The organism is Gordonia iterans (genome assembly GCF_002993285.1).
In the GTDB taxonomy this organism is placed as follows: Bacteria; Actinomycetota; Actinomycetes; order Mycobacteriales; family Mycobacteriaceae; genus Gordonia; species Gordonia iterans.
In genome coordinates this window covers 801,663-824,173 of record NZ_CP027433.1, presented here as the reverse complement: position 1 = coordinate 824,173, position 22,511 = coordinate 801,663, and the positions used below count along the sequence as shown (strand labels likewise).

Annotated in this window: 19 protein-coding genes and 2 pseudogenes; 3 read left to right on the top strand and 18 right to left on the bottom strand. The window is 68.9% G+C overall.

Features of this window, described 5'->3' with window-relative positions:
* Window positions 1-2: 2 nt before the first annotated feature.
* The 7 genes and pseudogenes from panC to C6V83_RS03720 all read right to left on the bottom strand — a co-directional run bounded on the left by panC (window position 3) and on the right by C6V83_RS03720 (window position 7,551).
* Window positions 3-962, bottom strand: coding sequence for a pantoate--beta-alanine ligase (panC, locus tag C6V83_RS03750; protein ID WP_234353847.1), 960 nt, complete (start codon window positions 960-962; stop codon window positions 3-5).
* Window positions 959-1,870 carry a Rossmann-like and DUF2520 domain-containing protein gene (locus C6V83_RS03745; protein ID WP_105941263.1) on the bottom strand — a complete coding sequence of 304 codons (912 nt, stop codon included), beginning with the start codon at window positions 1,868-1,870 and terminating at the stop codon, window positions 959-961. The genes panC and C6V83_RS03745 overlap by 4 nt, the downstream gene beginning before the upstream one ends.
* A 166-nt stretch (window positions 1,871-2,036) precedes the next feature.
* Window positions 2,037-2,858 carry a hypothetical protein gene (locus C6V83_RS03740; protein WP_105941262.1) on the bottom strand — a complete coding sequence of 274 codons (822 nt, stop codon included), beginning with the start codon at window positions 2,856-2,858 and terminating at the stop codon, window positions 2,037-2,039.
* A 95-nt stretch (window positions 2,859-2,953) separates the two neighbouring features.
* Complete coding sequence (locus tag C6V83_RS03735; RefSeq protein WP_105941261.1) at window positions 2,954-3,202, bottom strand: hypothetical protein; 249 nt, start codon at window positions 3,200-3,202, stop codon at window positions 2,954-2,956.
* 48 nt (window positions 3,203-3,250) lie between these two features.
* Window positions 3,251-4,918, bottom strand: a complete 1,668-nt coding sequence (locus tag C6V83_RS03730; RefSeq protein WP_159067433.1) for an HNH endonuclease signature motif containing protein — start codon at window positions 4,916-4,918, stop codon at window positions 3,251-3,253.
* A 231-nt stretch (window positions 4,919-5,149) separates the two neighbouring features.
* Window positions 5,150-6,154: an IS481 family transposase gene (locus C6V83_RS03725; RefSeq protein ID WP_105943693.1), complete on the bottom strand. Its 1,005-nt coding sequence runs from the start codon at window positions 6,152-6,154 to the stop codon at window positions 5,150-5,152.
* A gap of 66 nt (window positions 6,155-6,220) precedes the next feature.
* Window positions 6,221-7,551, bottom strand: a pseudogene (locus C6V83_RS03720) (IS256 family transposase).
* A gap of 226 nt (window positions 7,552-7,777) precedes the next feature.
* Between C6V83_RS03720 and C6V83_RS03715 the strand changes: the two are divergent.
* A pseudogene (locus tag C6V83_RS03715) lies at window positions 7,778-8,924 on the top strand (IS3 family transposase).
* A gap of 859 nt (window positions 8,925-9,783) precedes the next feature.
* Here C6V83_RS03715 and C6V83_RS03705 read toward each other — a convergent pair.
* From C6V83_RS03705 to hpt, 8 genes are all read right to left on the bottom strand, one after another.
* A complete protein-coding gene (locus C6V83_RS03705; protein ID WP_325027379.1) occupies window positions 9,784-11,037 on the bottom strand; it encodes a DUF6779 domain-containing protein in 1,254 nt (417 codons plus the stop codon).
* A gap of 69 nt (window positions 11,038-11,106) precedes the next feature.
* Entirely contained in the window at window positions 11,107-11,640 is a 534-nt protein-coding gene (locus C6V83_RS03700; protein ID WP_105941259.1) for a DUF3180 domain-containing protein, read from the bottom strand.
* Window positions 11,637-12,173 (bottom strand): 2-amino-4-hydroxy-6-hydroxymethyldihydropteridine diphosphokinase, encoded by a 537-nt coding sequence (gene folK, locus C6V83_RS03695; RefSeq protein ID WP_105941258.1) that lies wholly within the window; start codon window positions 12,171-12,173, stop codon window positions 11,637-11,639. Before folK ends, C6V83_RS03700 begins: the two co-directional genes overlap by 4 nt.
* The gene (gene folB, locus C6V83_RS03690) at window positions 12,170-12,553 is read right to left on the bottom strand and encodes a dihydroneopterin aldolase (RefSeq protein WP_105941257.1); all 384 of its coding nucleotides are present in this window, start codon (window positions 12,551-12,553) and stop codon (window positions 12,170-12,172) included. Before folB ends, folK begins: the two co-directional genes overlap by 4 nt.
* The gene (folP, locus tag C6V83_RS03685) at window positions 12,546-13,370 is read right to left on the bottom strand and encodes a dihydropteroate synthase (RefSeq protein ID WP_105943691.1); all 825 of its coding nucleotides are present in this window, start codon (window positions 13,368-13,370) and stop codon (window positions 12,546-12,548) included. The genes folB and folP overlap by 8 nt, the downstream gene beginning before the upstream one ends.
* 35 nt (window positions 13,371-13,405) lie before the next feature.
* Window positions 13,406-14,005: a GTP cyclohydrolase I FolE gene (gene folE, locus C6V83_RS03680; protein ID WP_105941256.1), complete on the bottom strand. Its 600-nt coding sequence runs from the start codon at window positions 14,003-14,005 to the stop codon at window positions 13,406-13,408.
* 43 nt (window positions 14,006-14,048) lie between these two features.
* A complete protein-coding gene (gene ftsH / locus C6V83_RS03675) occupies window positions 14,049-16,427 on the bottom strand; it encodes an ATP-dependent zinc metalloprotease FtsH (protein WP_105941255.1) in 2,379 nt (792 codons plus the stop codon).
* A gap of 183 nt (window positions 16,428-16,610) precedes the next feature.
* On the bottom strand, window positions 16,611-17,171 hold the full coding sequence (gene hpt, locus C6V83_RS03670; RefSeq protein ID WP_105941254.1) for a hypoxanthine phosphoribosyltransferase: 561 nt from the start codon (window positions 17,169-17,171) through the stop codon (window positions 16,611-16,613).
* Between the two features lie 400 nt (window positions 17,172-17,571).
* Here hpt and C6V83_RS03665 point away from each other — a divergent pair, with 400 nt between their 5' ends.
* Window positions 17,572-18,219 (top strand): hypothetical protein, encoded by a 648-nt coding sequence (locus C6V83_RS03665; RefSeq protein WP_159067432.1) that lies wholly within the window; start codon window positions 17,572-17,574, stop codon window positions 18,217-18,219.
* 22 nt (window positions 18,220-18,241) lie between these two features.
* Here the strand turns inward: C6V83_RS03665 and tilS are convergent, their stop codons facing one another.
* The 3 genes from tilS to dacB all read right to left on the bottom strand — a co-directional run bounded on the left by tilS (window position 18,242) and on the right by dacB (window position 21,856).
* Window positions 18,242-19,282, bottom strand: a complete 1,041-nt coding sequence (tilS, locus tag C6V83_RS03660; protein WP_234353846.1) for a tRNA lysidine(34) synthetase TilS — start codon at window positions 19,280-19,282, stop codon at window positions 18,242-18,244.
* A complete protein-coding gene (locus C6V83_RS03655; RefSeq protein ID WP_105941252.1) occupies window positions 19,279-20,364 on the bottom strand; it encodes a zinc-dependent metalloprotease in 1,086 nt (361 codons plus the stop codon). Before C6V83_RS03655 ends, tilS begins: the two co-directional genes overlap by 4 nt.
* A 106-nt stretch (window positions 20,365-20,470) precedes the next feature.
* On the bottom strand, window positions 20,471-21,856 hold the full coding sequence (gene dacB, locus C6V83_RS03650; protein WP_234353845.1) for a D-alanyl-D-alanine carboxypeptidase/D-alanyl-D-alanine endopeptidase: 1,386 nt from the start codon (window positions 21,854-21,856) through the stop codon (window positions 20,471-20,473).
* Between the two features lie 125 nt (window positions 21,857-21,981).
* On the opposite strand from dacB, the gene C6V83_RS03645 reads away from it, so the two are divergent.
* Entirely contained in the window at window positions 21,982-22,461 is a 480-nt protein-coding gene (locus tag C6V83_RS03645) for an inorganic diphosphatase (RefSeq protein WP_105941250.1), read from the top strand.
* Window positions 22,462-22,511: the final 50 nt, after the last annotated feature.

Genomic DNA, 22,511 nt, shown 5'->3' with positions numbered 1-22,511 from the left:
GGTTAACCCTCTTCCCTCTGATCTCCACCGTCGGTGAAGAACTCTTCTTTGGCGGCGTCGTCGTACGCGCGGCGGACTCCGCCGATGTCGACGCCGACGTTGTCCAGCAGTCGTGTCTCGCCGAGCCGGGCGGCGATCAGCAGTCGGCCGTCGCCCTGCTCAGGTGCGTCTTCGAGTGAACGGCCGCGCAATTCCAGGTAGTCGACGTCGATCTCCGGCGCGGTCTCCAGCACCGCCCGCGCGGCGGTGAGGATCGCGTCGCGCCCTTTGTCGGCGGCGTGCGCGCCGGCGAGCAGCGCCGCCGACAGGGTCGTGGCGAGTTCACGCTGCTGCGGCGTCAGGTACCGGTTGCGCGAGCTCAGGGCCAGACCGTCGGCTTCGCGCACCGTCGGGACGCCGACGATCTCGACGTCCATGTTCAGGTCGGTCACCATCTGGTTGATGAGGACAAGCTGCTGGTAGTCCTTCTCCCCGAAGTAGGCGGCGTTCGGGGCGGCGATGTTGAGCAGCTTGGCGACGACGGTGAGCATGCCCGAGAAGTGCGTCGGTCGCGCCGCGGCTTCGAGACCGATGCCGGCGGTACCGGGGTGGATCGTGGTGCGCGGCCCGGTGGGATACATGGCCTCGACCGAAGGGGCGAAGACCAGGGGCACGCCGAGGGCGGCGAGCTTGGCACAGTCGTCGTCGAACGTCCGCGGGTAGGCGTCGAGGTCTTCGCCGGCCGCGAACTGCAGCGGGTTCACGAAGATCGAGACGATGACGACGGTGTTGCCCCAGCCCTCGGCGGCGCGGATGAGTTCGAGGTGTCCCTCGTGCAGGGCGCCCATGGTCGGCACCAGGGCGACGCGCCGCCCGGTGGCCCGCAGGGCCTTGCTGACCCGGTGGAGCTCGGCCGGGTCGCGGTGCACGGTGAGCGCACCGGGGGTGTACGGGGCCTGCGTGGCCTCGATGATCTCTGTCACGGATTCACCTCGATGGAGTCGAGCAGGTCGGCGGGAGCGCCGGCCTGTTTCGCGGCTCGGGCGCAGAGCACTCGATAACCAAGGGCCACACCGGGATCGGGCAGATCCTCGAGGGCGTTGCGATGCCGCTGCACGGTCGCGCGATCGCCGCGGGCGACGGGACCGGTGAGCGCCGAGGGACCGAGCGCGAGGACGTTCTCCAGGGAGGCCCGCACCAGCGGACCGAGGATCTGCTCGGGCAGGCCGGCCGCTCCGCCGTCGACCGTCGCCTGCTCGGCGAGGTGGTGGGGGCCGTCGATCGCGGCCTGCAGGGCGGTCACCGCGTCGGTGATGAGGGCGATCAGATTGTTCGCGCCGTGTGCGAGGGCGGCGTGGTACAGCGTGCGCTGGGACTCGTCGATGCGCACCGGGGTGCCGCCGAGTTCCAGGACCAGGGAGGCGGCGACCGCGTCGCCGAAGGGATCGGCCGAGGTGATGCCGAAGCACGACGACGCCAGCCGGCGAGTGTCTTCCTCGCCGCCGACGAAGGTCATCGCGGGGTGGATCGCCAATACCATCCCGCCCTTCTGGGCGATTGGGTCCAGGATCGCGGTGCCGTGGGCGCCGGCCGTGTGGGCGACGATCTGCCCGGGGCGCAGGCATGCGGCGACCTGGTCGATCACGGTGGGGAGTTCGGTGTCGGGGACCGCCAGGAGCACCAGGTCACCGGCGGTCACGACATCTTCGAGAGTGCCCAGGCGGGCGAAGGGGAGGCGGCGCGCAGCGCGTTCGCGGGAGACATCGGATCCGGCGTGCACGGCGACCACCTGATGCCCGGCGGCGGCGAGAGCCTCGCCGAGCGCGGTGCCCACGCGGCCGGCCGACACGATGCCGACGTTCAGGCGCGGGGCAGGGGTGGATGCATTCACCGTTGACCTCCGATGGCAGTTCCAGTCCCGGCACGGGCCGGGTACCAGACTTTCATCCGCAAGCGTAGGCCCGCCTCACGCGAGGCGCTAGAACGTGTGATCCGCTTCACCCGGACCTGAAGTGGGGTCCGCACACCTGCGTGAGGTGAACGTCGTTCGAGGAGTGTCAGCGTCGTTTGACGATGCCTGCGATGCCCGCGACCAGAAGGAGGATCCCGAGGATCAGGGTGAGCGTGAGGCCGCTGCCGACTCCGAACCCCTTTTCGTTCACGTCGGCGATGTCGATCATCCCGATTCCGGCCACCAGCAGCCCGCCGATGACGGCCAGGATCCCGGCGGCGAGATGGATCCCGGACGGTTTGCGGATCAGCGCGCTCACTGCTGCCACGATGCCGACGATCACGGCGATGCCCAGGGTGATCCAGCCGTCCCGGCCGTCGTCGGTGCCTGCGACGTTGAGCGCGCCCAGCGTGACCCACGGCAGGTTCGCAGCGACGACGATCAGCACACAGAGGCCGACCGACACCCAGGAGATGACAGTGACGGCCGAGCTCAGCGGCTTCTCGGCGGCCGGAGCCCCGTAGCCCGGACTCGCCGCACCGAACTGCGGGACACCGGGCGGTGCGCCGTACTGTGACCCCGGTTGCGGGCTCCCCGGGAACTGACCCGACTGCGGATCCTGCGCGACGCCCGGATACTGAGCCCGCTCAGGCTGCGGCTGGTACCGGGGATGACCCGGCAGCTGCTGCCCGTAGCCGCCCGGCGCCGGAGCACCGTACTGCTGCGGTCCCGGACCGGGTGGTGGTGCGTGACCGGGTTGAGGTGTCGGCGCGTTCGACGGCTGCGGCGGGGCCTGACCCGGAGGTCCGGCACCCGGCTGCGGCACCGGGTGGTACTCCGTCGGCGCATCAGCCAAGGAGTCCCCACGCTGCGGATCGTTCGATCGAGGCTCGCCGCCCTGCCGCGGCTGGTCAGACGAATCGGTCATAGTCCGAAGCTAGAACGAATCGCCCGCAGTGACCCCCCGAACCGTTGCTTTCGTGACTCAGTCGCGACAGTGCGCATGTGGCGGCGGGCGCTCGATCATTGATCGCCGTCGGAAATCTCATCGTCGAACGGCCGCAGTGCCCTGCCACCCCTTGAGCTCGCCCAGCCCATCGAGCTCGTCGAGCCCTTGAGCTTGCCAGCCCCATGAGCTCGCCCCAGCCCCTTGAGCTTGTCCAGCCCCATGAGCTTGCCGAGCCCCATGAGCTTGTCCAGCCCCTTGAGCTTGCCGAGCCCCTTGAGCTTGTCGAAAGGAACGCTGCCGGGGCCGGTGACCGCCCTCAGCACCGCCTCCGCATACCAGCGGGCACGGTGAGCTGGCCGGGTGGCCCGGTGTCAGGCGACCCAGTGTCCGTGCACGATCCGGAATGGACGGGCAGTCCGGTGTTCGCCCGGTGGCCCGGTCGCGTCCGGTGAAGCGATCACTTCACGCAATGCGCTGACGTCGGGCATTCGTGTGTTGCCGGGCGGTCTGGTGTCGGCGGGCGGTTCACCTGCTGCTGGGATGCGGCTGGGGTCGGGTGCGAGGCGTTCGGGGTGGAACATGATGTTGCTCTGCCACGGGGTGTCCCGTCCGACGGGCCGCCACCCGACGCGTCCGGAGTCGGGCCCGAAGGTGAGGACCGTCGACTCCCAGTGCCCCGGGGTTGTGCCGTTCATGCGGTTGTGCCGGCCGCACGCCCCACCCAACCGGTCGATATCGGTGACACCGTCGTCTGACCAATCAGGCATATGGTGAGCTTGGGTGCGGATGAACGGAACAGTGCAGCCCGGTGCGGTGCATCCCCGGTCGCGGGCGAACAACGCCAACCGCTGCGCCGCCGTCGCGAACCGGCTCGCGCGCCCCAGGTACAGGATTTGTCCGGTGGCCTTGGAGAACACCGCCAGATACGGGACGGTGTCGGCGGCGAACTGCACCAGATCCGTCACGGGGATGCGGGTGCCGGTGGCGGTCCAGCCGATCCCGGCCTGCCGGGCCAGATCCTCATCGGTCACGGTGACCACGACTTGTGAGGGGATCCGGGTGGGTGCGGGTTGCCCGGCCAGCGCGAGGGCCCAGTCGCACAATGCTTCGAGGGCGTCGTGCTGACGCTGCCCCAAGGTCCGGGTGTCCCGTTCGGCGGCGGCCGCCAAGACGGCGGGGTCGAGGCCGGGTTGGTCGGCCGCGCCACGCGGGGAGTCCGGGTCATCGGGATTGTTCATCCCGGCGGTGGCCCATTGGTGCAGGAGCACCTCCAGCTTGGCGCGCAGCACGGGGGTGAGCAGCGCGCGGACTTTGCTCATCAGTTGCCGGTTCTGCGGCTGCAGATTGAACGTACGCCGCCGGGCCCGGTCGTGGTCGTCGGCCAGAGTCCCGTCGGGGTCGAGCCACGCCAGGATCCGGTTACCGACCACCGTGACCGCGGCCGGGTCCAGACGCCGCGCCGCATCAGCGAGCATCGCTTCGGCTTTGACGCGCTGATCGTGAGTGACCGCCGACGGCAGCTTCTCCATGATCTCGGCGACCGCGGCGACGTGGGCGCCGCCGGCCTCCCCGTCCGCCACCGCCGCCGCGGTCGCGGTCAGTCGGGGTTCGAGGCGTTCACCGGTCAGAGCACCCATGGCGCCGATCCCTTCGGCGGTCACCCGGCGGCGGCGGGCCTCACCCACACCGAGACGGGCACCGTGGGCATACAGCTGGTGGGTCGAGATGTGCCCGGCACGCCGGTACACGCCCCGGTCAGAGATTTCGACATACAACGCAGCGTCGAACACCTCCGCCCGGCGGTGGGCCTGTTCACGAGCGTCGAGCAGACCCAACAGACCGTCGTCGGACTCGGCGGCCAACAGGGCGATCGCCTCGGCGCTCAACCGCTTCTCTGCGGCGGTCTGTACCGCCAGCAATTCTGCGGGCGACAGGCCGGCGATCAGCGTATCTGCGTCGAAACCAGGAGTGTCGAAACGTGCGGTGCTGGGCGCGCTCCGGGTGGCGTCGTCGTCGTACGAGATGCCGTTGACGGTCACGATGTTCACCTCCCCCGAAGTGCTGTTCCCGCTGGTAGAACCGTTGATTCCAGTTCTCCTTGTGTGTCTGACATCACTCTACGACGGGGGTCCGACATTGATGATGGTTGGTAGTTCCGTGGTGGTCGTGACTCTGGGTCCGACTGACGCCGAGCCTGTCAAGTTTTCTGTGTATGTGGGTCGGTCAGAGGTAGGGGTTGATGCGGTCGGGGTAGGCGGCGGCGAGCTGGGCTAGGTGTATTTCCCCGTGAGGTTGTGAACGCGGTCTGCGGGGACTTGGCCGCCGATGCCGGTGTGGGGTCGGTGGTGATTGTAGTGGTGGAGCCATGCGGTGTAGGCGGTTTCTCGTTCGGCTTCGCTGGCATAGGGTTTCGCGTAGGCCCATTCGGCGGCCAGGGTCCGGTTGAAGCGTTCGACTTTCCCGTTCGTCTGGGGCCGGTACGGCTTGGTCTTCTTATGCTTGATCCCGGTCTCGGCGAGGGCTTCGGCGAACATCGCCGAGCGGTAGCAGGAGCCGTTGTCGGTCATCACTGCGGTCACCTGCAATCCGTGTTCGGCGAAGAACGTGTTGGCGCGGCGCCAGAAGCCGGCCGCGGTCTCCTTGCGTTCGTCGTCGAGGATCTCCGAGTACGCCACCCGGGAGTGGTCGTCGACGGCGTGATGGAGGTAGCGGTAGCCACGCGAGCCCGGTGCTCCCGAACGGGCGGCCCGATCACGGACCGCACCGGCGGTACGGTCGGCGGCCGATCCGCGACCATGCACACGCCAGCCACCGCCGTCGGGGACTCGGCCCTGCTTTTTGATGTCGACGTGCACCAGTCGTCCGGGCCGGTCGACCTCATACCGTTTCGGTTGCGGTCGGCGTACCGGCAGGCCGGTGGCCTGGTCGATGTTGGCCAGCAGCGGCATCTGGTAGCGGTCGAGGACCCGGCCGACCGTTGAACGCGCAATACCCAGGTGATAGGCGATCCGATGCGGCCCCCACCGGCGGGTGCAGCGCAGTTTGATGATCCGGCGCTCGGTGCGGCGCGGCAGCCGGGCCGGTGAATGTGCAGGCCGGGAACTGCGGTCAGTCAGGGACTCGCCGGCACGGTAGCGGTCGGCCCACCGCTTCGCCGTGGCCGGTGAACACTGGAACCGCTCGGCGGCACGCCGCAAGGACCAACCTCGGTCCACGACCAGGGAAGCGAGGCGTCGACGCCCCTCGGGTGTCAAAGGTGCGTTAGCGTGAGTCACGAAGACCTCCGTGGCTAGATCGTGAGTGTGGTAACCCACATCCTGCCCGGAGGTCTTCGTCCTACCTCAGATGTTCACAACGTGTCGGGGAAGTACAGCTAGGGCTTGTTTCCAGTTGGTGGTGACCTGTCCTTCGACGAGGCGGCCCGAGGCCCGTCGTAGCCCGGCGGGTTTGCCCTTTTCGGCGGCGCGGTCGCGGGCTCGACGGTCTTCGATGTTGCAGATCGCCAGCCACAGCAGCTTGACCGCCGATTCGGTGCTCGGGAAGTGGCCGCGGTTCTTGGTGACCTTGCGTAGCTGGAAGTTCAACGACTCGATCGAGTTGGTCGTGTAGATGACCCGCCTGAGCATGGGCGGGAACTGCAGGAACGGGATGAACCTGTCCCACGCCGCGGTCCAGGTCGCCACGGTCTGCGGATACTTGGCGCCCCAGGCCGAGGCCTCGAACTCGGCCAGCGCCGTCAGCGCGGTCTCCTCGTTCGGGGCGGCGAAAGATCTTCTTGAGCTCGGCGGCGACCTTCTTGCGGTCGGTGTAGGACACGAACCGCATCGAGGCCCGGATCAGGTGCACCACGCAGGTCTGGACCATCGAATCGGGCCAGGTCGCCTCGATCGCCTCCGGCAGTCCGGCCAGTCCGTCGCAGCACACGATGAGCACGTCACGCACACCACGATTGGCCAGGTCAGCACACACGTGGGCCCAGAAGGAGGCGCCCTCGGCGTCTTGGACCCAGATCCCCAGGACACGTTTGACACCGTCGAGGTCGACGCCGACAGCGATGTACGCCGAGCGGCCCACCACACGGTGGTCCTGGCGGACTTTGATGCGGATCGCATCGAGGTAGATGACCGGGTAGAACTCCTCCAGCGGCCGGTTCTGCCACTCCAGGACGGCATCGGCCACAGCGTCGGTGATCGCCGAGATCGTACCCGCCGACAGCTCCACGCCGATCGTCGTAGCCAGATGGTGTTCGATCTCCCGGACGGTCATGCCGCCCGCGTAGAGGCTGATGATCATGTCATCGAGCCCGTCCAGACGACGCTGGCCCTTGCGGACCAGGCGGGGGGTGAACGTCCCGGCCCGATCCCGGGGTACGTCGATAGTGAACGACCCGACCTCGGACTCGATCGTCTTCGAGGTGGTGCCGTTACGTGCGTTCGGGCGCTTGGCCGGAGCCGGCTCGCCCTTCTCGTAGCCCAAATGGCTGATCAGCTCCGCCTGCAGACCCCGCTCCAGAGTGGTCTTGAGCAACGCCGGCAGCAGCCCGTCCCGAGCCGGTGATCTCGACCTCGCCGGAGTCGATCTTGGCGAACAACTCGTCCAACGCACCACTGGCCCGGAGCTGAGCGACGAGCTCGTTACCCGTGGTCGAGGAAGCGCCCTTTTCATCAGTCATGGTCATCTCTTGCTGCGTGTCCTTTCAGCACGGCTTACACAGAAAATTAAACACGCCCCACCAGCGCGTTCCAGGCAGCAGGGTTGACAGTGGCCAAGGTGTACGGCGGACGCAAAGACACCAAACGGATCAAGGGCAAGTCTGGCGTGTTCCCTGTAGATTGGTCCGCTCGGTACTGAGTCCGTGATCGCCCCCGAAGGCGGGGCGGGATAGGACAATGATCGGTATGGCTGGACGGAAGAGGCACTCGGCGGACGAGATCGTCCGCAAGCTGCGCAAGGCCGATGAGCTCGCTGCGGCGGGATCGACGGGCGAGGAGATCGCCGCCGAGTTGGAGTGTCGGCGGCAACGCTCTACAACTGGCGACGCTCGTACGGCGGGATGGACCTGGACGCGGCGAAGGAGCTCAAGGACCTGCGGGAGCAGAACAACCGGCTCAAGCGGCTGCTCGCGGACGCGGAGTTGGAGAAGGACGCTCTGCGGGAGGTGGCTAAGGGAAAATTCTGAGCCCGGACGCCAAACGCGCCGCCGTCGACATGCTCAAGCGGGTCAAGGGCATGTCGGAACGGATGGCGTGCAAGACGGTCGGGCTCTCCCGCTCCACCTACCGCACCCCGAAAATCACTGACACACCACAGGATCCAAACGCGGAACTGCGGGGCTGGCTCCGTGATTACTCGACGAAACATCCCTGTCATGGGTTCCGCCGGGCGTGGGCGGCTTTGCGTCACGACGAGGGCCGGCAGATCAACCGCAAGAAGGTCCACCGGTTGTGGACCGACGAAGGGTTGCAGCGCAAGATCCGCTCCGCCCGTAAACGCGCCGGCGAGTCGTCCGCGCCCCCGTTCATCGAGGCGGATGCCCCGAAGGTGGTGTGGGCCATCGATTTCCAGTTCGATTCCACCATCGACGGGAAGGCAATCAAGATCGCGTCCGCGGTCGATGAGCACACCAAGCAGTCGGTGCTCAACATCGTCGAGCGTTCCGTCGACGCGCCGCGGCTCGTTCAAGAGCTGGAGAAGGCGTTTACCGCCGCGGGAGGGCCGCCGCAGGTGCTGCGACTCGACAACGGCCCGGAGTTCATCTCCCAGGTTCTCAGGGGCTTCTGCGACGGTCGGGTGGGCCTGGACTACATCCCACCAGGCACGCCGTGGAACAACGGCACCGCCGAATCGTTCAACAGCCGGATGCGCCGCGAGCTGCTCAACCGCAACCACTGGACGTGCCTGCTCGAGGCACGGGTCGCGATCGCTGACTACAAGGAGGACCACAACACCCGACATCGGCATTCATCGCTGGGCTACCTCACGCCCGACGAGTACGCTGCCCAGTGCAGGCACACCCACACCCCGGTGGCCTGCGAGATCGACTGAAAGACGGAAATCACCCCCTGGACTCCAGGACGGGGTGGACCGGATATCGGGTACCTGCCACTCCGGCAAACTCAAACGCGCGATCGCCCGCGAAATATTCAAACTCCTGACCCGGGTCGTCGAGATCGACGACTACAGCGACCTACGCCCCACCCGCCGGGCCAAGAGCCTGACACTGACCGCGGCCGCCGGCCACTTCGGGGAATCTGGCCGATCGAGATCTCACGCCTGGAACGCGGCCTCAAACGCGACGACACCCTCGCCAATGGCTCACCGCCGCCGCTTGACAACAATTAGGAGCATCAAATTGCTCGCGCAGCCTCGCACCCGACTGTCCAGCCAGGCGTGGGCAGTCGTCAGACGGCTGCCACGCCCGGTCTCACTGGGGAGAAACTCTCGATCCTCTTCTACGGTGGCGCAGCAGCTCTGACGCCTGCAAGATCCTCACTCCGGAGCAGATCAACGCAGTGACAGGTCGACAGACACAGCCTGGCGAGCTCTCGACCGCGACGAACCTCGACCCCGGCGAGACCCGGTGCACGTGGAACGCCGCTGACGGCAAGCGCGTACTATTCGCGACCTTGTACACACAGCCGATGGACCCGCGGGAAAAGTTCGAGGCGCTGCGCACCGGCCTCTTCTACGACGAGGACGCGCCCTCCCCCGGCGTCGGAGAGGAGTCGTTCTATCGGCTCGCCGGACACGGCGACCTGGCGAGCATCGTCTTCATCGACGGCGGATCGACGGTTCACCTCCGCCTCGGCAATCCCGACGACACTCCTGCGAGCACCGAGCGAGAGGCCGAAGGACGCGAACAACTCGTGGAGCTCGCGCGGGACGTCACATCCGCTGACGACCGTCAGTCGCGACGGCGACGACCGCCGGGGTTCTGCCGACCGCCGTTCTCCCGCAGGCGGCTCAGCAACTCGTTGACCGAGAGCCCGTCGGTGTGGGCTCCGTCGTCGTGTGACGACGCCCGTCGCCCGCGTTGCGGCATCGGCGGCACCTCGGGCACCTGCGGAACCTGGGGCGCCCCGGGCACCGGCGGCTGGTACGAAGCGGCGTCGTAGGCGGTCGGCTCGTATCCCTGCTGCTGTGGCTCGCCATACTGGTGCGACTGCCCGTAGTGGTGAGGTGCGGGGTCGTGGTTCGCCTCGACATGCTCGGCGGGCGAATAAGGCTCAGCTGGCGAGTAGTACTCGGTGGCCGTGTACTCGGACGAGGTGTACTCGTACTCGGACGCCGTGTAATGGGCCGGCTCCGGCTCGTCGGTGGCCGGCCGCACCTGAGCGTCGACCTCGTAGTACTCGGTCTCGTGATACTCCGGACCGCCGGACTCCGTCGGTTCCTCGTCGGTGACCACCGGGATGATCTCGGTCATCTCGACGTCGCCGGGCTGTTCCACCGGCAGTTCACCGGTCGCTCCGGCGGGCTCGGGCGCGTGGCGTCCGGCCTCGGTCGCCGGTGCAGTGGACTCGAAGTCCAGATCGGCGGCGACCCGGTCGTCGGCGGTCGCGGCGTAACCGACGCCGGCCAGACCGGATCCGAGTTCACGACGACGCTCGGGCCGCAGCGCCAGCGGCACCTCCGGCAGCGGATTACCCAGCAACTCTTCGAGATTCGCGCGCAAAGCGAGGACCTGCGCCTTGAGCGCCTCGAACTCCTCGTTGTTCTCCTCGGCCACCTCGTGGCGGATCGCGATCTCCACCTCGGATTCGTACTGCCGGCGTGCGGCGATCTCCCGCTCCAGCTGGAGCTCGTAGACGTCGCGCTGATCGCGGCTCCGCAGTTCGGCGACGTCGGCCTGCCGCCGGTACTTGGTCACCAGGACCGCACCGATCACCGCCGCCCACAGCGCCGAAATCACCGCGAGCGAGCCGGTCAGCGAGATGTCGCCACCGAACACCATGAGCAGGCTCGCGATCACCGCGAGCACGATGAACAGGCCGAGCAGCCATTGTGCCACCTGCCCCGATCCCCCGGACGCACCGCTCGACGACGAACCGTTCGACGGCGACACGACCCCTGGATCGGCACTCGCGGCGGCAGCCTTCGAGGCGCTGCGACGCGGCGTGCGACGGGTGGCGCTGGAGGTGCGGTTGGTGCTGGTCATGGTGGCCAACTTACCTGGCCGTAGCCGGGGGACCCGGCACCGCCTGCGGAGAGTCGGCCATGACCGGACTTACGCCGGGTTCGGTGAGGTGTCCGGCGTCTCCGCATCCGGGTCGTCGGGCGCCCGGCAGCAGTACTCGAGCCAGAGCGCCGCGCCGACCAGCAGCAGACCGCCGACCGCACCCACGACGGCGGCCGGCAGATCGGCCACCGCGACGTCGAGCTCCCGGCGCGGCAGCAGGAAGACCAGCAGTCCGGCCCAGCCGCCGAGCGCGATCGCCCCCAGAATGGACGACGCCTTGGCCAGAGCCACCGAGCGGGCGACGTTGATCGGGTGCAGCTGGCCCTCCGCCGGACCCACCTTCCCGTTCGCCACCCGGCTGCGCACCATGAAGGCGATCAGCACTTCAAGGGCCGCCAGCACGTACAGCGTGAGCCCGGCCGGCCAGGGCAGCGAGGGGAACAGCCCGTAGTGGTACCGCGCCACGATCCACAACAGCAGACCCGCCACCACGGCGATCGCGAGCAGATCCCGAACCCGCGTCGGTCCGAGTTTGTGCTCGTCGTCGTCCGGCAGCGGCGGGAGTCGGTCGGGCCGGGTCATCGTCGTTCCTCCAGCCGCCGGACGCCGGACCGCTCTGCCGGGTCGATCTCGTCGAGCAGGTCGGCGACGTTCCGCACCCCGGCCGCAGTCCACAGCACGGCGGCGGGATCGGCATCGAGCCACGGCACCAGCACGAAGGCGCGTTCGGCCGCGCGCGGATGCGGCAGGGTCAGCTCGGGATCGTCGCTGATCACCGTGGTGCCGTCGACGTCCATCGTGACGACGTCGACGTCCAGGCTGCGCGGCCCCCAGCGGACATCTCGGATGCGCTCGGCGGCGGCTTCGCGCTCCCGGCAGAACCCCAGCCACTCCTGCGGAGTGAGGTTCGCCTCGGCGACGAGGATCTGATTGAGAAAGTCGTCCTGTTCCACACCGCCCCACGGCGGCGTCGCGAACACGCCCGACGCCGCGACCAGCCGATCGCTGAGGGCGGCGACCACCTCGGCCAGGCGGGCACGGCTGTCGCCCAGGTTCGATCCCACCGACAGGACGGCGCGGCTGGTCCCGGCGCCGGGCGTCCAGGCACCGCTCATCGGGGCCTCGCCGGGCCGGTCTTGGGCGAACGACGAGTCACCACGGCCACGTCGTCGAACGCCAACGGGATGGGCGCCGACGGCTTGTGGACGGTCACCTCGCACGCGGAGATCCTCCGGTCGGTCATGATCTCGTCGGCGATCTCGGCGCCGACCGTCTCGATCAGATTCCGCGGCGTCCCTGCGACGATGTCGTGGGCCTGCTGCGCGAGTGCGCCGTAGTCGACGGTGTCGGCGAGGTCGTCGCTCACCGACGCCGGGCGCAGATCCAGCCACAGCGTGATGTCGATCAGGAAGTCCTGCCCGTCCCGCCGTTCGTGGTCGAACACGCCGTGGTGACCGCGGACCCGCAGTCCACGCAGTTCGATCCGGTCAGCCATGTCGGGCTCCTCCCGTACGCCAGGCCGCAGCCACCGCCACGGCGTCCCGATTGGCGGCGACGTCGTGAACCCGGACGCCCCAGACGCCGGCCGCCGCCGACAGCGCCGAGATGGCTGCGGTCGCGGTGTCCCGTCCCTCGGGGGCGCGGTCGTCCAGCAGCGCGCCGAGGAAACGCTTGCGCGACGCGCCCACGAGCACCGGAAACCCCAGGCCGATCAGCGTCGGCAGCGAGTGCAGCAGCGCCCAGTTGTGCTCGGCCGTCTTCGCGAAGCCCAGACCCGGGTCCAGGATGATGCGGTCGGGGTCGACGCCCGCCGCCACAGCCGCATCGACCTGGCCGAGCAACTCGCCGGAGACCTCAGCCACCACGTCGCGATAGCCCCCCGCGTCCTCGACGCGATGAGTGAAGTGCCGGTCGCCGTCGGCGGCCGCGTTCGACGGGCGCCAGTGCATCAGGATCCACGGCAGTCCGGCCTCGGCGACGACGCGTCCCATGTCCGGGTCGGCCCGGCCGCCGGAGACGTCGTTCACGTAGGCGGCGCCGGCTTCGATCGCCGTCGCGGCCACGCCGGCCCTCATGGTGTCGACGGAGACGATCACGCCCTCGGCGGCCAGCGCGGTGATCACCGGGGCGACGCGCTCGGCCTCGATCGCCGGATCCACCCGGTCGGCACCGGGACGGGTCGATTCGCCGCCGACGTCGACGATGTCGGCGCCGGCCGCGGCGAGCGCCCGTCCGTGCGCGATCGCCGCCTCGGCGTTCAGATAGCGCCCGCCGTCGGAGAACGAGTCGGCCGTGACGTTCAGGACGCCCATGACCAGCGTGCGAGGGCCCGGTCGCCCCGCGCCCATCAGCGCGCGATCAGGTCGAGGGCTTCACCGCGCGAGACCGCGCTGGTCTGGAAGATCCCGCGCACCGCCGACGTGGTGGTACTGGCCCCGGGCTTGCGGATGCCGCGCATCGCCATGCAGAGGTGCTCGGCCTCGATCACCACGATCACCCCGCGCGGCTCGAGCTTGCGCATCAGCGCATCCGCGATCTGGCTGGTCAGCCGTTCCTGAACCTGCGGACGGCGGGCGTACAGGTCGACCAGCCGGGCGAGCTTGCTCAGCCCGGTCACCTGCCCGCTCGCACCCGGAATGTAGCCGACGTGCGCCACGCCGTGAAACGAGACCAGATGGTGCTCGCACGTCGAGTACATCGGGATGTCCTTCACCAGGACGAGCTCGCGATGGTCCTCGTCGAACACGGTCGCCAGAACCTCGTCCGGCTGCGTATAGAGGCCGCCGAACATCTCGCGATAGGCCCGGGCGACCCGCTCCGGGGTGCGGCGCAGACCCTCCCGGTCGGGATCCTCGCCGACGGCGAGGAGCAGTTCGCGGACGGCGGCCTCGGCGCGCGCCTGGTCGAACTCACGACCGTCTGCGGTCAACAGCGGCTCGTCGCTCATGTCTGGTGCGATTCCTTCCGGGAGAGCAAGCTCGGCGAGCGGGTCAATTCTTGCGCGGGTCGTCGGACGGCGGCCAGCCCGGTGCACGCCAGTCGCGCGGCGCCCCGTAGTCGGGCCAGGTGCCGCCCGGCTGCTGCGGCCCCGGCTGTTGCGGCCCACCCGGCTGGTGCCCGTAGGGCGGCTGGCCCGGCTCGCCGTTCGGCGGCTGGACGTTCGGCGGCTGACCGTTCGGGCCCGGATAGACGGGCTGCTGACCGGTCTGCGGGGGACCGTACGGCGGCTGACCGTAGTTGGGCGGCTGACCGTAGTTGGGCGGCTGACCGTAGTTGGGCGGCTGACCGTATCGGGGATCTCCGTACTGCGGCGGGGTCTCGACTCCGCCCGACCGGCGAGGATCGGTCTCGACTCCGCCCGACTGGCGAGGATCGCCGTACTGGGGCGCACCGGGCGCCACCGCGACGGGCTCCGGGGCCGGCTCGGGCGGCCACGGCTCGCCTCGCTCGATCGCCAGCTCGCCCGGCGTCTTGATCGGCGGTTTGCTGCTCGGCGTGCGGTCGCCGAACTCGCTGAACTCAGTCATCCGGGGACGCTTCTCGACGCCGCCGAGGATCTCTTCGAGGTCCTTGCGCACCAGCGTCTCCTTCTCCAGGAGCGCGCCGGCCAGCTCGTCGAGCTTGTCGCGGTGCTGGTCCAGGATCGCCCAAGCCTCGGTGTGACTGGCCTCGATCAGGCGTCGCACCTCGTCGTCGATCTGCTCGGCGACTCCCATCGAGAAGTCCGGGGTACCGCCCATGCCGCGCCCCATGAACGGGTCGCCCTGTTCCTGGCCGTAGCGGACCGCGCCGAGCCGGGCGCTCATGCCGTATTCGGTGACCATCGCGCGGGCGATCTTGGTCGCCTGGTCGATGTCCGAGCTGGCGCCGGTGGTCGGCTCGTGGAACACCAGCTCCTCGGCGGCGCGGCCGCCCATCGCCATCACCAGGCGCGCCAGCATCTCCGACCGGGTCATGATGTCTTTGTCCTGCTCGGGCACGGCGAGCGCGTGCCCGCCGGTACGACCGCGAGCCAGAATGGTCACCTTGTAGATCGGGTCCAGGTCGGGCGAGGCCCACGCGGCCAGCGTGTGGCCGGACTCGTGGTAGGCGACGACCTTCTTCTCGTGCTCGCTGATCAGGCGGCTCTTGCGGCGCGGTCCGCCGACGACGCGGTCGACGGCCTCCTCGAGTGTCTCGTTGGTGATGACGCTCTTGTTCTCGCGCGCGGTGAGCAGCGCCGCCTCGTTGATCACGTTGGCCAGGTCGGCGCCGGACATGCCCGGGGTCCGCTTGGCGAGCCCGTCCAGGTCGGCGTCGGGGGCGATCGGCTTGCCCTTGGCGTGCACGGCGAGGATGGCACGACGACCCGCGATGTCCGGGTTGCCGACGGGGATCTGCCGGTCGAAGCGGCCCGGACGCAGCAGCGCCGGATCCAGGATGTCGGGCCGGTTGGTCGCGGCCATCACGATCACGCCCGAGCGCTCGCCGAAGCCGTCCATCTCCACCAGCAGCTGGTTCAGCGTCTGCTCGCGCTCGTCGTGTCCGCCGCCCATTCCGGCGCCGCGCTGACGCCCGACAGCGTCGATCTCGTCGACGAAGATGATGCACGGACTGTTCGCCTTGGCCTGCTCGAACATGTCGCGCACGCGGGAGGCGCCCACGCCGACGAACATCTCGACGAAGTCCGAGCCGGAGATGGTGAAGAACGGCACCCCGGCCTCGCCGGCGACGGCGCGGGCCAGCAGCGTCTTACCGGTGCCGGGCGGACCGTACAGCAGAACGCCCTTGGGAATCTTGGCGCCGAGCGCCTGGTAGCGGGCCGGATTCTGCAAGAAGTCGCGGATCTCGTCGAGCTCCTCGACCGCCTCGTCCGCACCGGCGACGTCGGCGAACGTGGTCTTGGGCATGTCCTTGGTGAGTTGTTTGGCCTTGGACTTGCCGAAGCCCATCACGCCGCCACGGCCACCGCCCTGCATGCGGCTCATCACGAAGAAGAACAGGCCGAACAGGATCACCATGGGCAGCACGAAGATCAGCAGCGACTGCCAGATCCCGGAGTCCTTGGTGATGTTGGTCTGGTACGGCGCCCCGGTGGTGGTGGCGCTCTGGAACACGCGGGCCGAGACGCCCGACGGGTACTGCGACTCGATCTTGGTGACGTCCTCGCCGTCGACCTTGATCGGGTTCTTCAGCGTGATCCGGAGACGCTGCTCCTTGTCGTCGATCTGGATGAACTCGGTGTTCTTGACGTTCATCTGAGTCATGGCGACGGAGGTGTCGACTCCGGTCCACTCGCCGTCGTCGCTGCGCAGCGCGCTGAAGCCCCACAGGGCCAAGATGATCACGGCCACGATGACCAGATTCCGGTACAGCTTCTTTCGGTTCATGCTGTTACGCGTGGGCATGCGCACCACACCCGGCAGATGGCGTGTGCGGGCGCGCCCTTGTCCTTCCCGTCCAACTCGGTATCGAGGCTACCTTTCAACGACCCGGGACCTTGACTTTGTTCCCGCTCGGCGTAACCGCGGGCGGCCGGGCACGGCGCCTCGCGGACCCGGTCAGTCGGTGTATCAGCCGGTGTACACGTCGGGATTCAGCCGGCCGATGTACGGCAGATCCCGGTAGCGCTCGGCGTAGTCGAGGCCGTAACCCACGACGAACTCGTTCTCGATGTCGAAGCCGACGTCGGCCACCTGCACCGGCAGCTCGACGGCTTTGGGCTTGCGGAGCAGGGTCACCACCTCCAGCGACCGCGGATTGCGGGTGGCCAGGTTCTTCATCAGCCAGGTGAGCGTGAGGCCGGAGTCGATGATGTCCTCGACGATCAGCACATCCCGGTCGGCGATGTCGCGGTCGAGGTCTTTGAGGATGCGCACCACGCCCGACGACGACGTCGACGAGCCGTAACTGCTCACCGCCATGAACTCCATCTGGCTGGCGATCGGGAGCGCACGCGCGAAATCGGTCATGAACATGACGGCACCCTTGAGCACGCCGACGAGCAGCAGATCCTCGGGGGCGTCGCGGTACCGCTCCGCCGCGGCCCGCGCCATCTCGGCGGTCCGTTCGGCGATCTGCTGCTCGGTGATGAGCACCGTCTCGATGTCGTCTTGCGAATACCCGTGCGCCACGGCTTCAGCTTTTCACATCGACCCGGCATCCGACGACATCGGCCTCGGGCTGCGCGACCCGCGCGTCCGGATCGCCCACCGGGAGTTGCCGGCACGGTGCACGCAGGCCGCACCCCGCTCCGCCCGGACGCCATTCCGTACAAAACAGTCCGAATTCATGAATGTGTTCAATCAATTTCGGGCGATCAGACCAAACACTGTGACACCCATTTGTGGACGTCCCGATAACCGGTCCGACACGCATTACTGGACAGTTACCGGAAGTTCTCCCTCTACCGCTGAGTAGGGTATCGAAACTGGTCACGGTCCTCTAATGTGTCTTCTGACGCACAATCGAGACGATCTCGACATCATCGCCACCCGTCCATCGATATTCATATTCGACCCAAGGAAGACACCGATGCCGCATATTCCCGCATTGCCACGGAAATCGCTGATCCGAAGCCTGCTCGGAGCCCTGCTCGCCGTCGCCGTGACCCTGTCCCTGGCGACCGCCGAGGTCGCGGCCGCCCCACCGTCGGGCGACGTGCGCGGCACCGTCCAGCGCAACGCGGACCACGTCGTCGTCACGATCGCGAACGGGAGCGTCGACATCGAGGACGGCTATCTCGTCGTCCGGAGCAAGGCCGGCCGGGTCGTCGACAAGTACAACCTCACCTTCGTGGCCCCGGACGGCGCCGAGCATGACGTCGCGGCGACGGTGAACGGCGCCACCGCCACTTTGACTCCGTCCAAGGTCGCCCGGACCGAGGCCCGCAAGCGCAAGCCCGGCGAGATCGTGTGCGGTCCGCAGACCCGTGCCCAGCGGGACCAGGAGGCGTTGCAGAAGCTGGGTACCGAACTCGGCATCGCCGCCACCATCGGCGGGCTCATCGGCGTCGCGGTGGGAGCCGTGCTGACCCTCGTGACCGGTCCCGGAGTGGCCGTCGGAGCGCCGCTCGGGGCCCTCATCGGAGCGGGCATCGGCCTCGGCGGCGCCGCGGCCAACGGCGCCTTCGACCGCTACTTCCGGACCATCAACAGCCCGTTCAAGCGCCAGTACTGCTGAACCCGACCCGCTGACGCCGTGGTCAGCGTGGGTCGCGGCGGACTGTCAGCATCGCAGCCCGCCTCGTCACGACGAGGCGGGCTGCGTCGTCTCCGCCGATCGCGACCGGACCCTGACCGCGCCAGTCGCTGACGAGCGCATCGATCTGCGCCACCAGCCGCGCCGACGGTTCGACGGCCCCGGACTCGGTGAGCCAAGAGCGCAGGGCCCGTGTCCGCACCGCCGTCGGCGCCCCCGCCAGCTCGCGGACCGAGATCCCGCCGGCGGTGCGAGCCCGTGCGAGCAGTTCCGCAGCGAACGACTCCAGCGCTTCGGCGTCCGCGCGCAGCTGGTCCGCGGTCCGCCCGAGCGCCTCGGGCACGCCGCCCCCCAGCACGTCGTCGAGCAGCGGCAGCACCTCGTGTCGGAGCCGGACACGGGTGAAACGCGGGTCGCTGTTGTGCGGGTCGTCCCACACCGACAGCCCCCAGTCCGCGCAGGCCCGGTGGGTCTGAGCCCGCCGGATGCCGAGCAGCGGACGACCCCACGGATCGCTCCAGGCCGCCATTCCGGCGAGCGACCGCGCCCCCGATCCCCGCCCCAGTCCCAGCAGCACCGTCTCGGCCTGGTCGTCGAGCGTGTGACCGAGCAGCACCGGTCGCCCGTCCCGAGCAGAATCGAGCGCGGCGTACCGGGCCGCCCGGGCCGCCGCCTCGAGTCCCCCGGGACCGTCCACCTCGACGGTCAGAACCTGCGCTCGGGCTCCCAGCCCGCGAGCACACTCCGCGGCGGCCGCGGCGACCGCCGCCGAACCCTCCTGCAATCCGTGATCGACGACGAGCGCGGTCACCGCCAGTCCCGCACGCACCGCCGCGGCCGTCAGCGCCAGCGAGTCGGCGCCGCCGGACAGGGCGACGCAGACTGCCTTTCGACGATGCTCAAGGGGCGATCCGGACTCTAAGGGCTTTCGACGAGGCTCAAGGGACGATCCGGGCTCAAGGGACGAAACGGCCCGCGGGGACAGGTGACGCTGCGCGAAGCCGCGCACCGCGCCGATCAGCGCCTGCTGCGCGGAGGACTTCACGCGCCCTCGAGCACCCGCGCGATCCACCGATCCGGCTCGCCGATCTCGGCCATGGTGGGCATGGTCTCCGGTGAGGTCCAGACCGTGTTGAAGTCGGCCATGCCGACCCGGTCGACCACGGCATCGACGAAGGCCTTGCCCCGCACGTACTGCGCCAGTTTGGCATCCATCCCGATGAGCGCCCTGATCAGGCGCTGAACCGGGTTCTGCGGGCGGGATCGTCGCGCATCGAATGCCGCGCGAATCTTCTCCACCGTCGGCACGTGCGCCGGCCCGACCGCATCCATCACGTGATCGGCGTGCCCCTCCAGCAGCGTGCCGAGCACCATCACCCGCTCAAAGGCATCCGCCTGCTCCGGAGTCTGAATCAGCTGCATAAGTCCGAGCACACCCTGTTCGCGTTTGCGCCCGCTGCGCAGCGTCTCCGAGATCCGGCCCACCATCTCGGCCACCGACTCCCCCGACTCGCCGGTCAGCAGCCCCACGTTGTCGCGCATGTAGCCGGCCAGCCAGGGATTGGCCGAGAACTGGACCCGGTGGGTCACCTCGTGAAGGCAGACCCAGTACCGGAAGTCCGACGGCACCACCCGCAACTGCCGCTCGACGCCGATGATGTTCGGCGCCACCAGCATCAGCACGCCCGGCTCACCGTTGTCCGGATCCGGTGAGAAGGGGTCGTACTGGCCGAGGATCGCACTGGACAGAAAAGCGAGAAGGCCGGCCGCCTGGGCACCAGCCAGCTTGCCGCTGATCCCCCGTCCGCCGCCGTCGACGGACTCCCCGAGCATCGCGGGCATCGACGACGACGCCGCCTCGATCCAGCCGGACCGGTCCAGCACCCGGGCGGTGGGGACGCGCAGCCCGTCGGCGAGCATCGTCACCTCGCGCACCGGCCCCTCGGCGCGCACCGCGGCCTCGGCCAGCTCGGCATGCGCCTGCTCCATCGTGTACCGGGTGACCCGCGGCCCGGGCCGCGCGATTCGGCGGCCGAGGGAGGACGCCAGATCCCAGTCGATCTTCGCAAGCGGCGTGGTCTGCTCGTCATGCTCGGTTCGGTCGTCGTGCGTCTGGCCGGTGGTCACCGGGTCTGCTCCCCTCTGCTCGGGCAGGCCGACGGTCCCCGGCCCCGCGCCCCGCGCTCACGGCGCGGCCGGAGCCGGCCGCTGGTCCCTGTAGGCCAGAGTACGGTCACCCGCGGCAACCGCACTCACGCAGCGCACCGACCAGATCGTCCAGAGCCGGACGGGCGTCGGCGGGCGACGTGCCGCCGGACATCAGCGCGAACGCCAGCACCCGGCCGTCGACCGTCTGGACGATCCCGGTCAACGAGCTCACCCCGGTGAGCGTCCCGGTCTTGGCGCGTACCCAGCCCGCACCCGGGTTCCCGGGTGGGAAGCGGGTGGCGAGGGTGCCCGTGCCGGCCGCGACCGGGAACGTGTCCAGCAGCGGCCGCAGCTTCGGATGAGCGTCGCCGGCCGCCGCGGAGACCAGCCGGTCGAGCAACCGCGCAGGCACCTTGTTCGCGGTCGAGAGTCCCGACGCATCCCGAAGGACCACACCGCTGACGTCGAACCCCTTGTCGCGCAGGACCTTCACGATCGCTTCCGTTCCGCCGGCGATGCTCGCCGGACCGCCCATCGCCTCGGACAGCTCGATCGCCAGCGTCTCCGCCAGGATGTTGTCGCTCAAGCGCATCATGTCGCCGACCCGCGTGGACAGCGGCGCCGATTCGACCGAAGCGAGTGTGCGTGCCGACGGCCTCGGCTGCGCCTGCGTCACCCGCGTACTCACGCCCAGCTGCTCGGCGAGCGCCCGGCCGGCGTCGACGTCCGGCTCCGCGGACCGCGGCGAGTACTCCTCCAGCGGCCGCTGCCGGGCGCCGTCGACCATGAGCGACGTGATCGGCGCGATGTCGCCGCCCTCGATGTCCTCCTCGGACCAGGTGCGCTCCATCGCGGGTCCCTCGACGGAACTGGGAGCCACGGCCACCGACGTCACCTCGACTCCCGATTTGCGGATCTGCTCGGCGAGGTCGGAGATGCGGGGCGCATCGGTGTAGAACGTGTCGCTGCCCGGGTCCTGCACCGAAAGCGTGGGGTCGAGCGCCCCGACCAGGATCACCTGACCGTCGTCGCCCTGCACCACTTCGGTGGTCAGCCGGGAGCCGTGATCGAGCTGCTCCAGCACCGCCGCGGCGGTCAGGATCTTCGCATTCGACGCCGGGGTGCGCGGATCGTCGGGGTCCTTGGACCACAGCACCTCACCGGTGACCGGATCGGAGACCATTCCCGTCAGCTTCCCCAGGTCACGGTTCCGCAGACCCTCCCGCAGCGCAGCCGCGATCCCGGCCTTGGTCGGCATCGGCGCATCCGGAGACACCGGGCGAATGCTCGGGTCCACAGTCACCGCCGCCGGCCGCGGCGGAGTGCCCACGGGCACCGGCTCCGGCTTCAGGGAGTACCAGTTGTAGCCGAGGACACCGCCCAACGCGAGCGCCGCGACCAGCACCAGGATCAACGCGGTGGCCAGCAACCCGCGCCGACGGCTCCGCCCGGGCTTCGTCGTCGCTCCCACGTGCTTCCCTTCGGATCTCGGATTGTGCCGCGCTCACAAGTTCGGCCTGCGCGCTCTGCGCGAACCCTCACCACAGTATCGTTGAGCCCCGAGACACCCGCGCCAAGACCAGAGGAGACGAACGTATGGAGTTCGAGGTCACCGTCGAAATCCCCAAGGGAGCCCGCAACAAGTACGAGGTGGACCACGAGTCCGGCAAGGTCTACCTGGACCGCTACCTCTACACGTCGATGGGTTACCCCGCCGACTACGGCTACATCGACCACACCCTGGGCGAGGACGGCGACCCGCTGGACGCGATGGTCCTGCTGCCCGAGTCGGTCTACCCGGGTGTGATCGTCAAGGCGCGCATCGTCGGCATGTACACCATGACCGATGAGGCCGGCGGCGACGACAAGCTGCTCACCGTGCCCGCCGGCGACCCTCGCTGGGACCACATCCAGGACATCTCCGATGTCAACGAGTTCGAGCTCAAGGCCATCTCGCACTTCTTCGAGCGCTACAAGGACCTGGAGCCGGGCAAGGAGGTCACCCCCGGCGGCTGGGTCGGCAAAGACGAAGCGCTGAAGGTGGCCGAGGCAGCGGTGGCCCGCTACGGGAACTAGCTTCCGCTCGTTGAGCCCGGCCGAGCCCGCTAGGGCTCGGCCGGTGTCGA

Excerpts from the sequence above, each read along its gene's own strand:
- C6V83_RS03740 (WP_105941262.1), bottom strand. The coding sequence starts at position 2,858 with ATGACCGATTCGTCTGACCAGCCGCGGCAGGGCGGCGAGCCTCGATCG.
- C6V83_RS03705 (WP_325027379.1), bottom strand. The coding sequence starts at position 11,037 with ATGACCAGCACCAACCGCACCTCCAGCGCCACCCGTCGCACGCCGCGT.
- C6V83_RS03700 (WP_105941259.1), bottom strand. The coding sequence starts at position 11,640 with ATGACCCGGCCCGACCGACTCCCGCCGCTGCCGGACGACGACGAGCAC.
- folK (WP_105941258.1), bottom strand. The coding sequence starts at position 12,173 with ATGAGCGGTGCCTGGACGCCCGGCGCCGGGACCAGCCGCGCCGTCCTG.
- folB (WP_105941257.1), bottom strand. The coding sequence starts at position 12,553 with ATGGCTGACCGGATCGAACTGCGTGGACTGCGGGTCCGCGGTCACCAC.
- folP (WP_105943691.1), bottom strand. The coding sequence starts at position 13,370 with ATGGGCGTCCTGAACGTCACGGCCGACTCGTTCTCCGACGGCGGGCGC.
- folE (WP_105941256.1), bottom strand. The coding sequence starts at position 14,005 with ATGAGCGACGAGCCGCTGTTGACCGCAGACGGTCGTGAGTTCGACCAG.
- ftsH (WP_105941255.1), bottom strand. The coding sequence starts at position 16,427 with ATGAACCGAAAGAAGCTGTACCGGAATCTGGTCATCGTGGCCGTGATC.
- C6V83_RS03665 (WP_159067432.1), top strand. The coding sequence starts at position 17,572 with ATGCCGCATATTCCCGCATTGCCACGGAAATCGCTGATCCGAAGCCTG.
- C6V83_RS03645 (WP_105941250.1), top strand. The coding sequence starts at position 21,982 with ATGGAGTTCGAGGTCACCGTCGAAATCCCCAAGGGAGCCCGCAACAAG.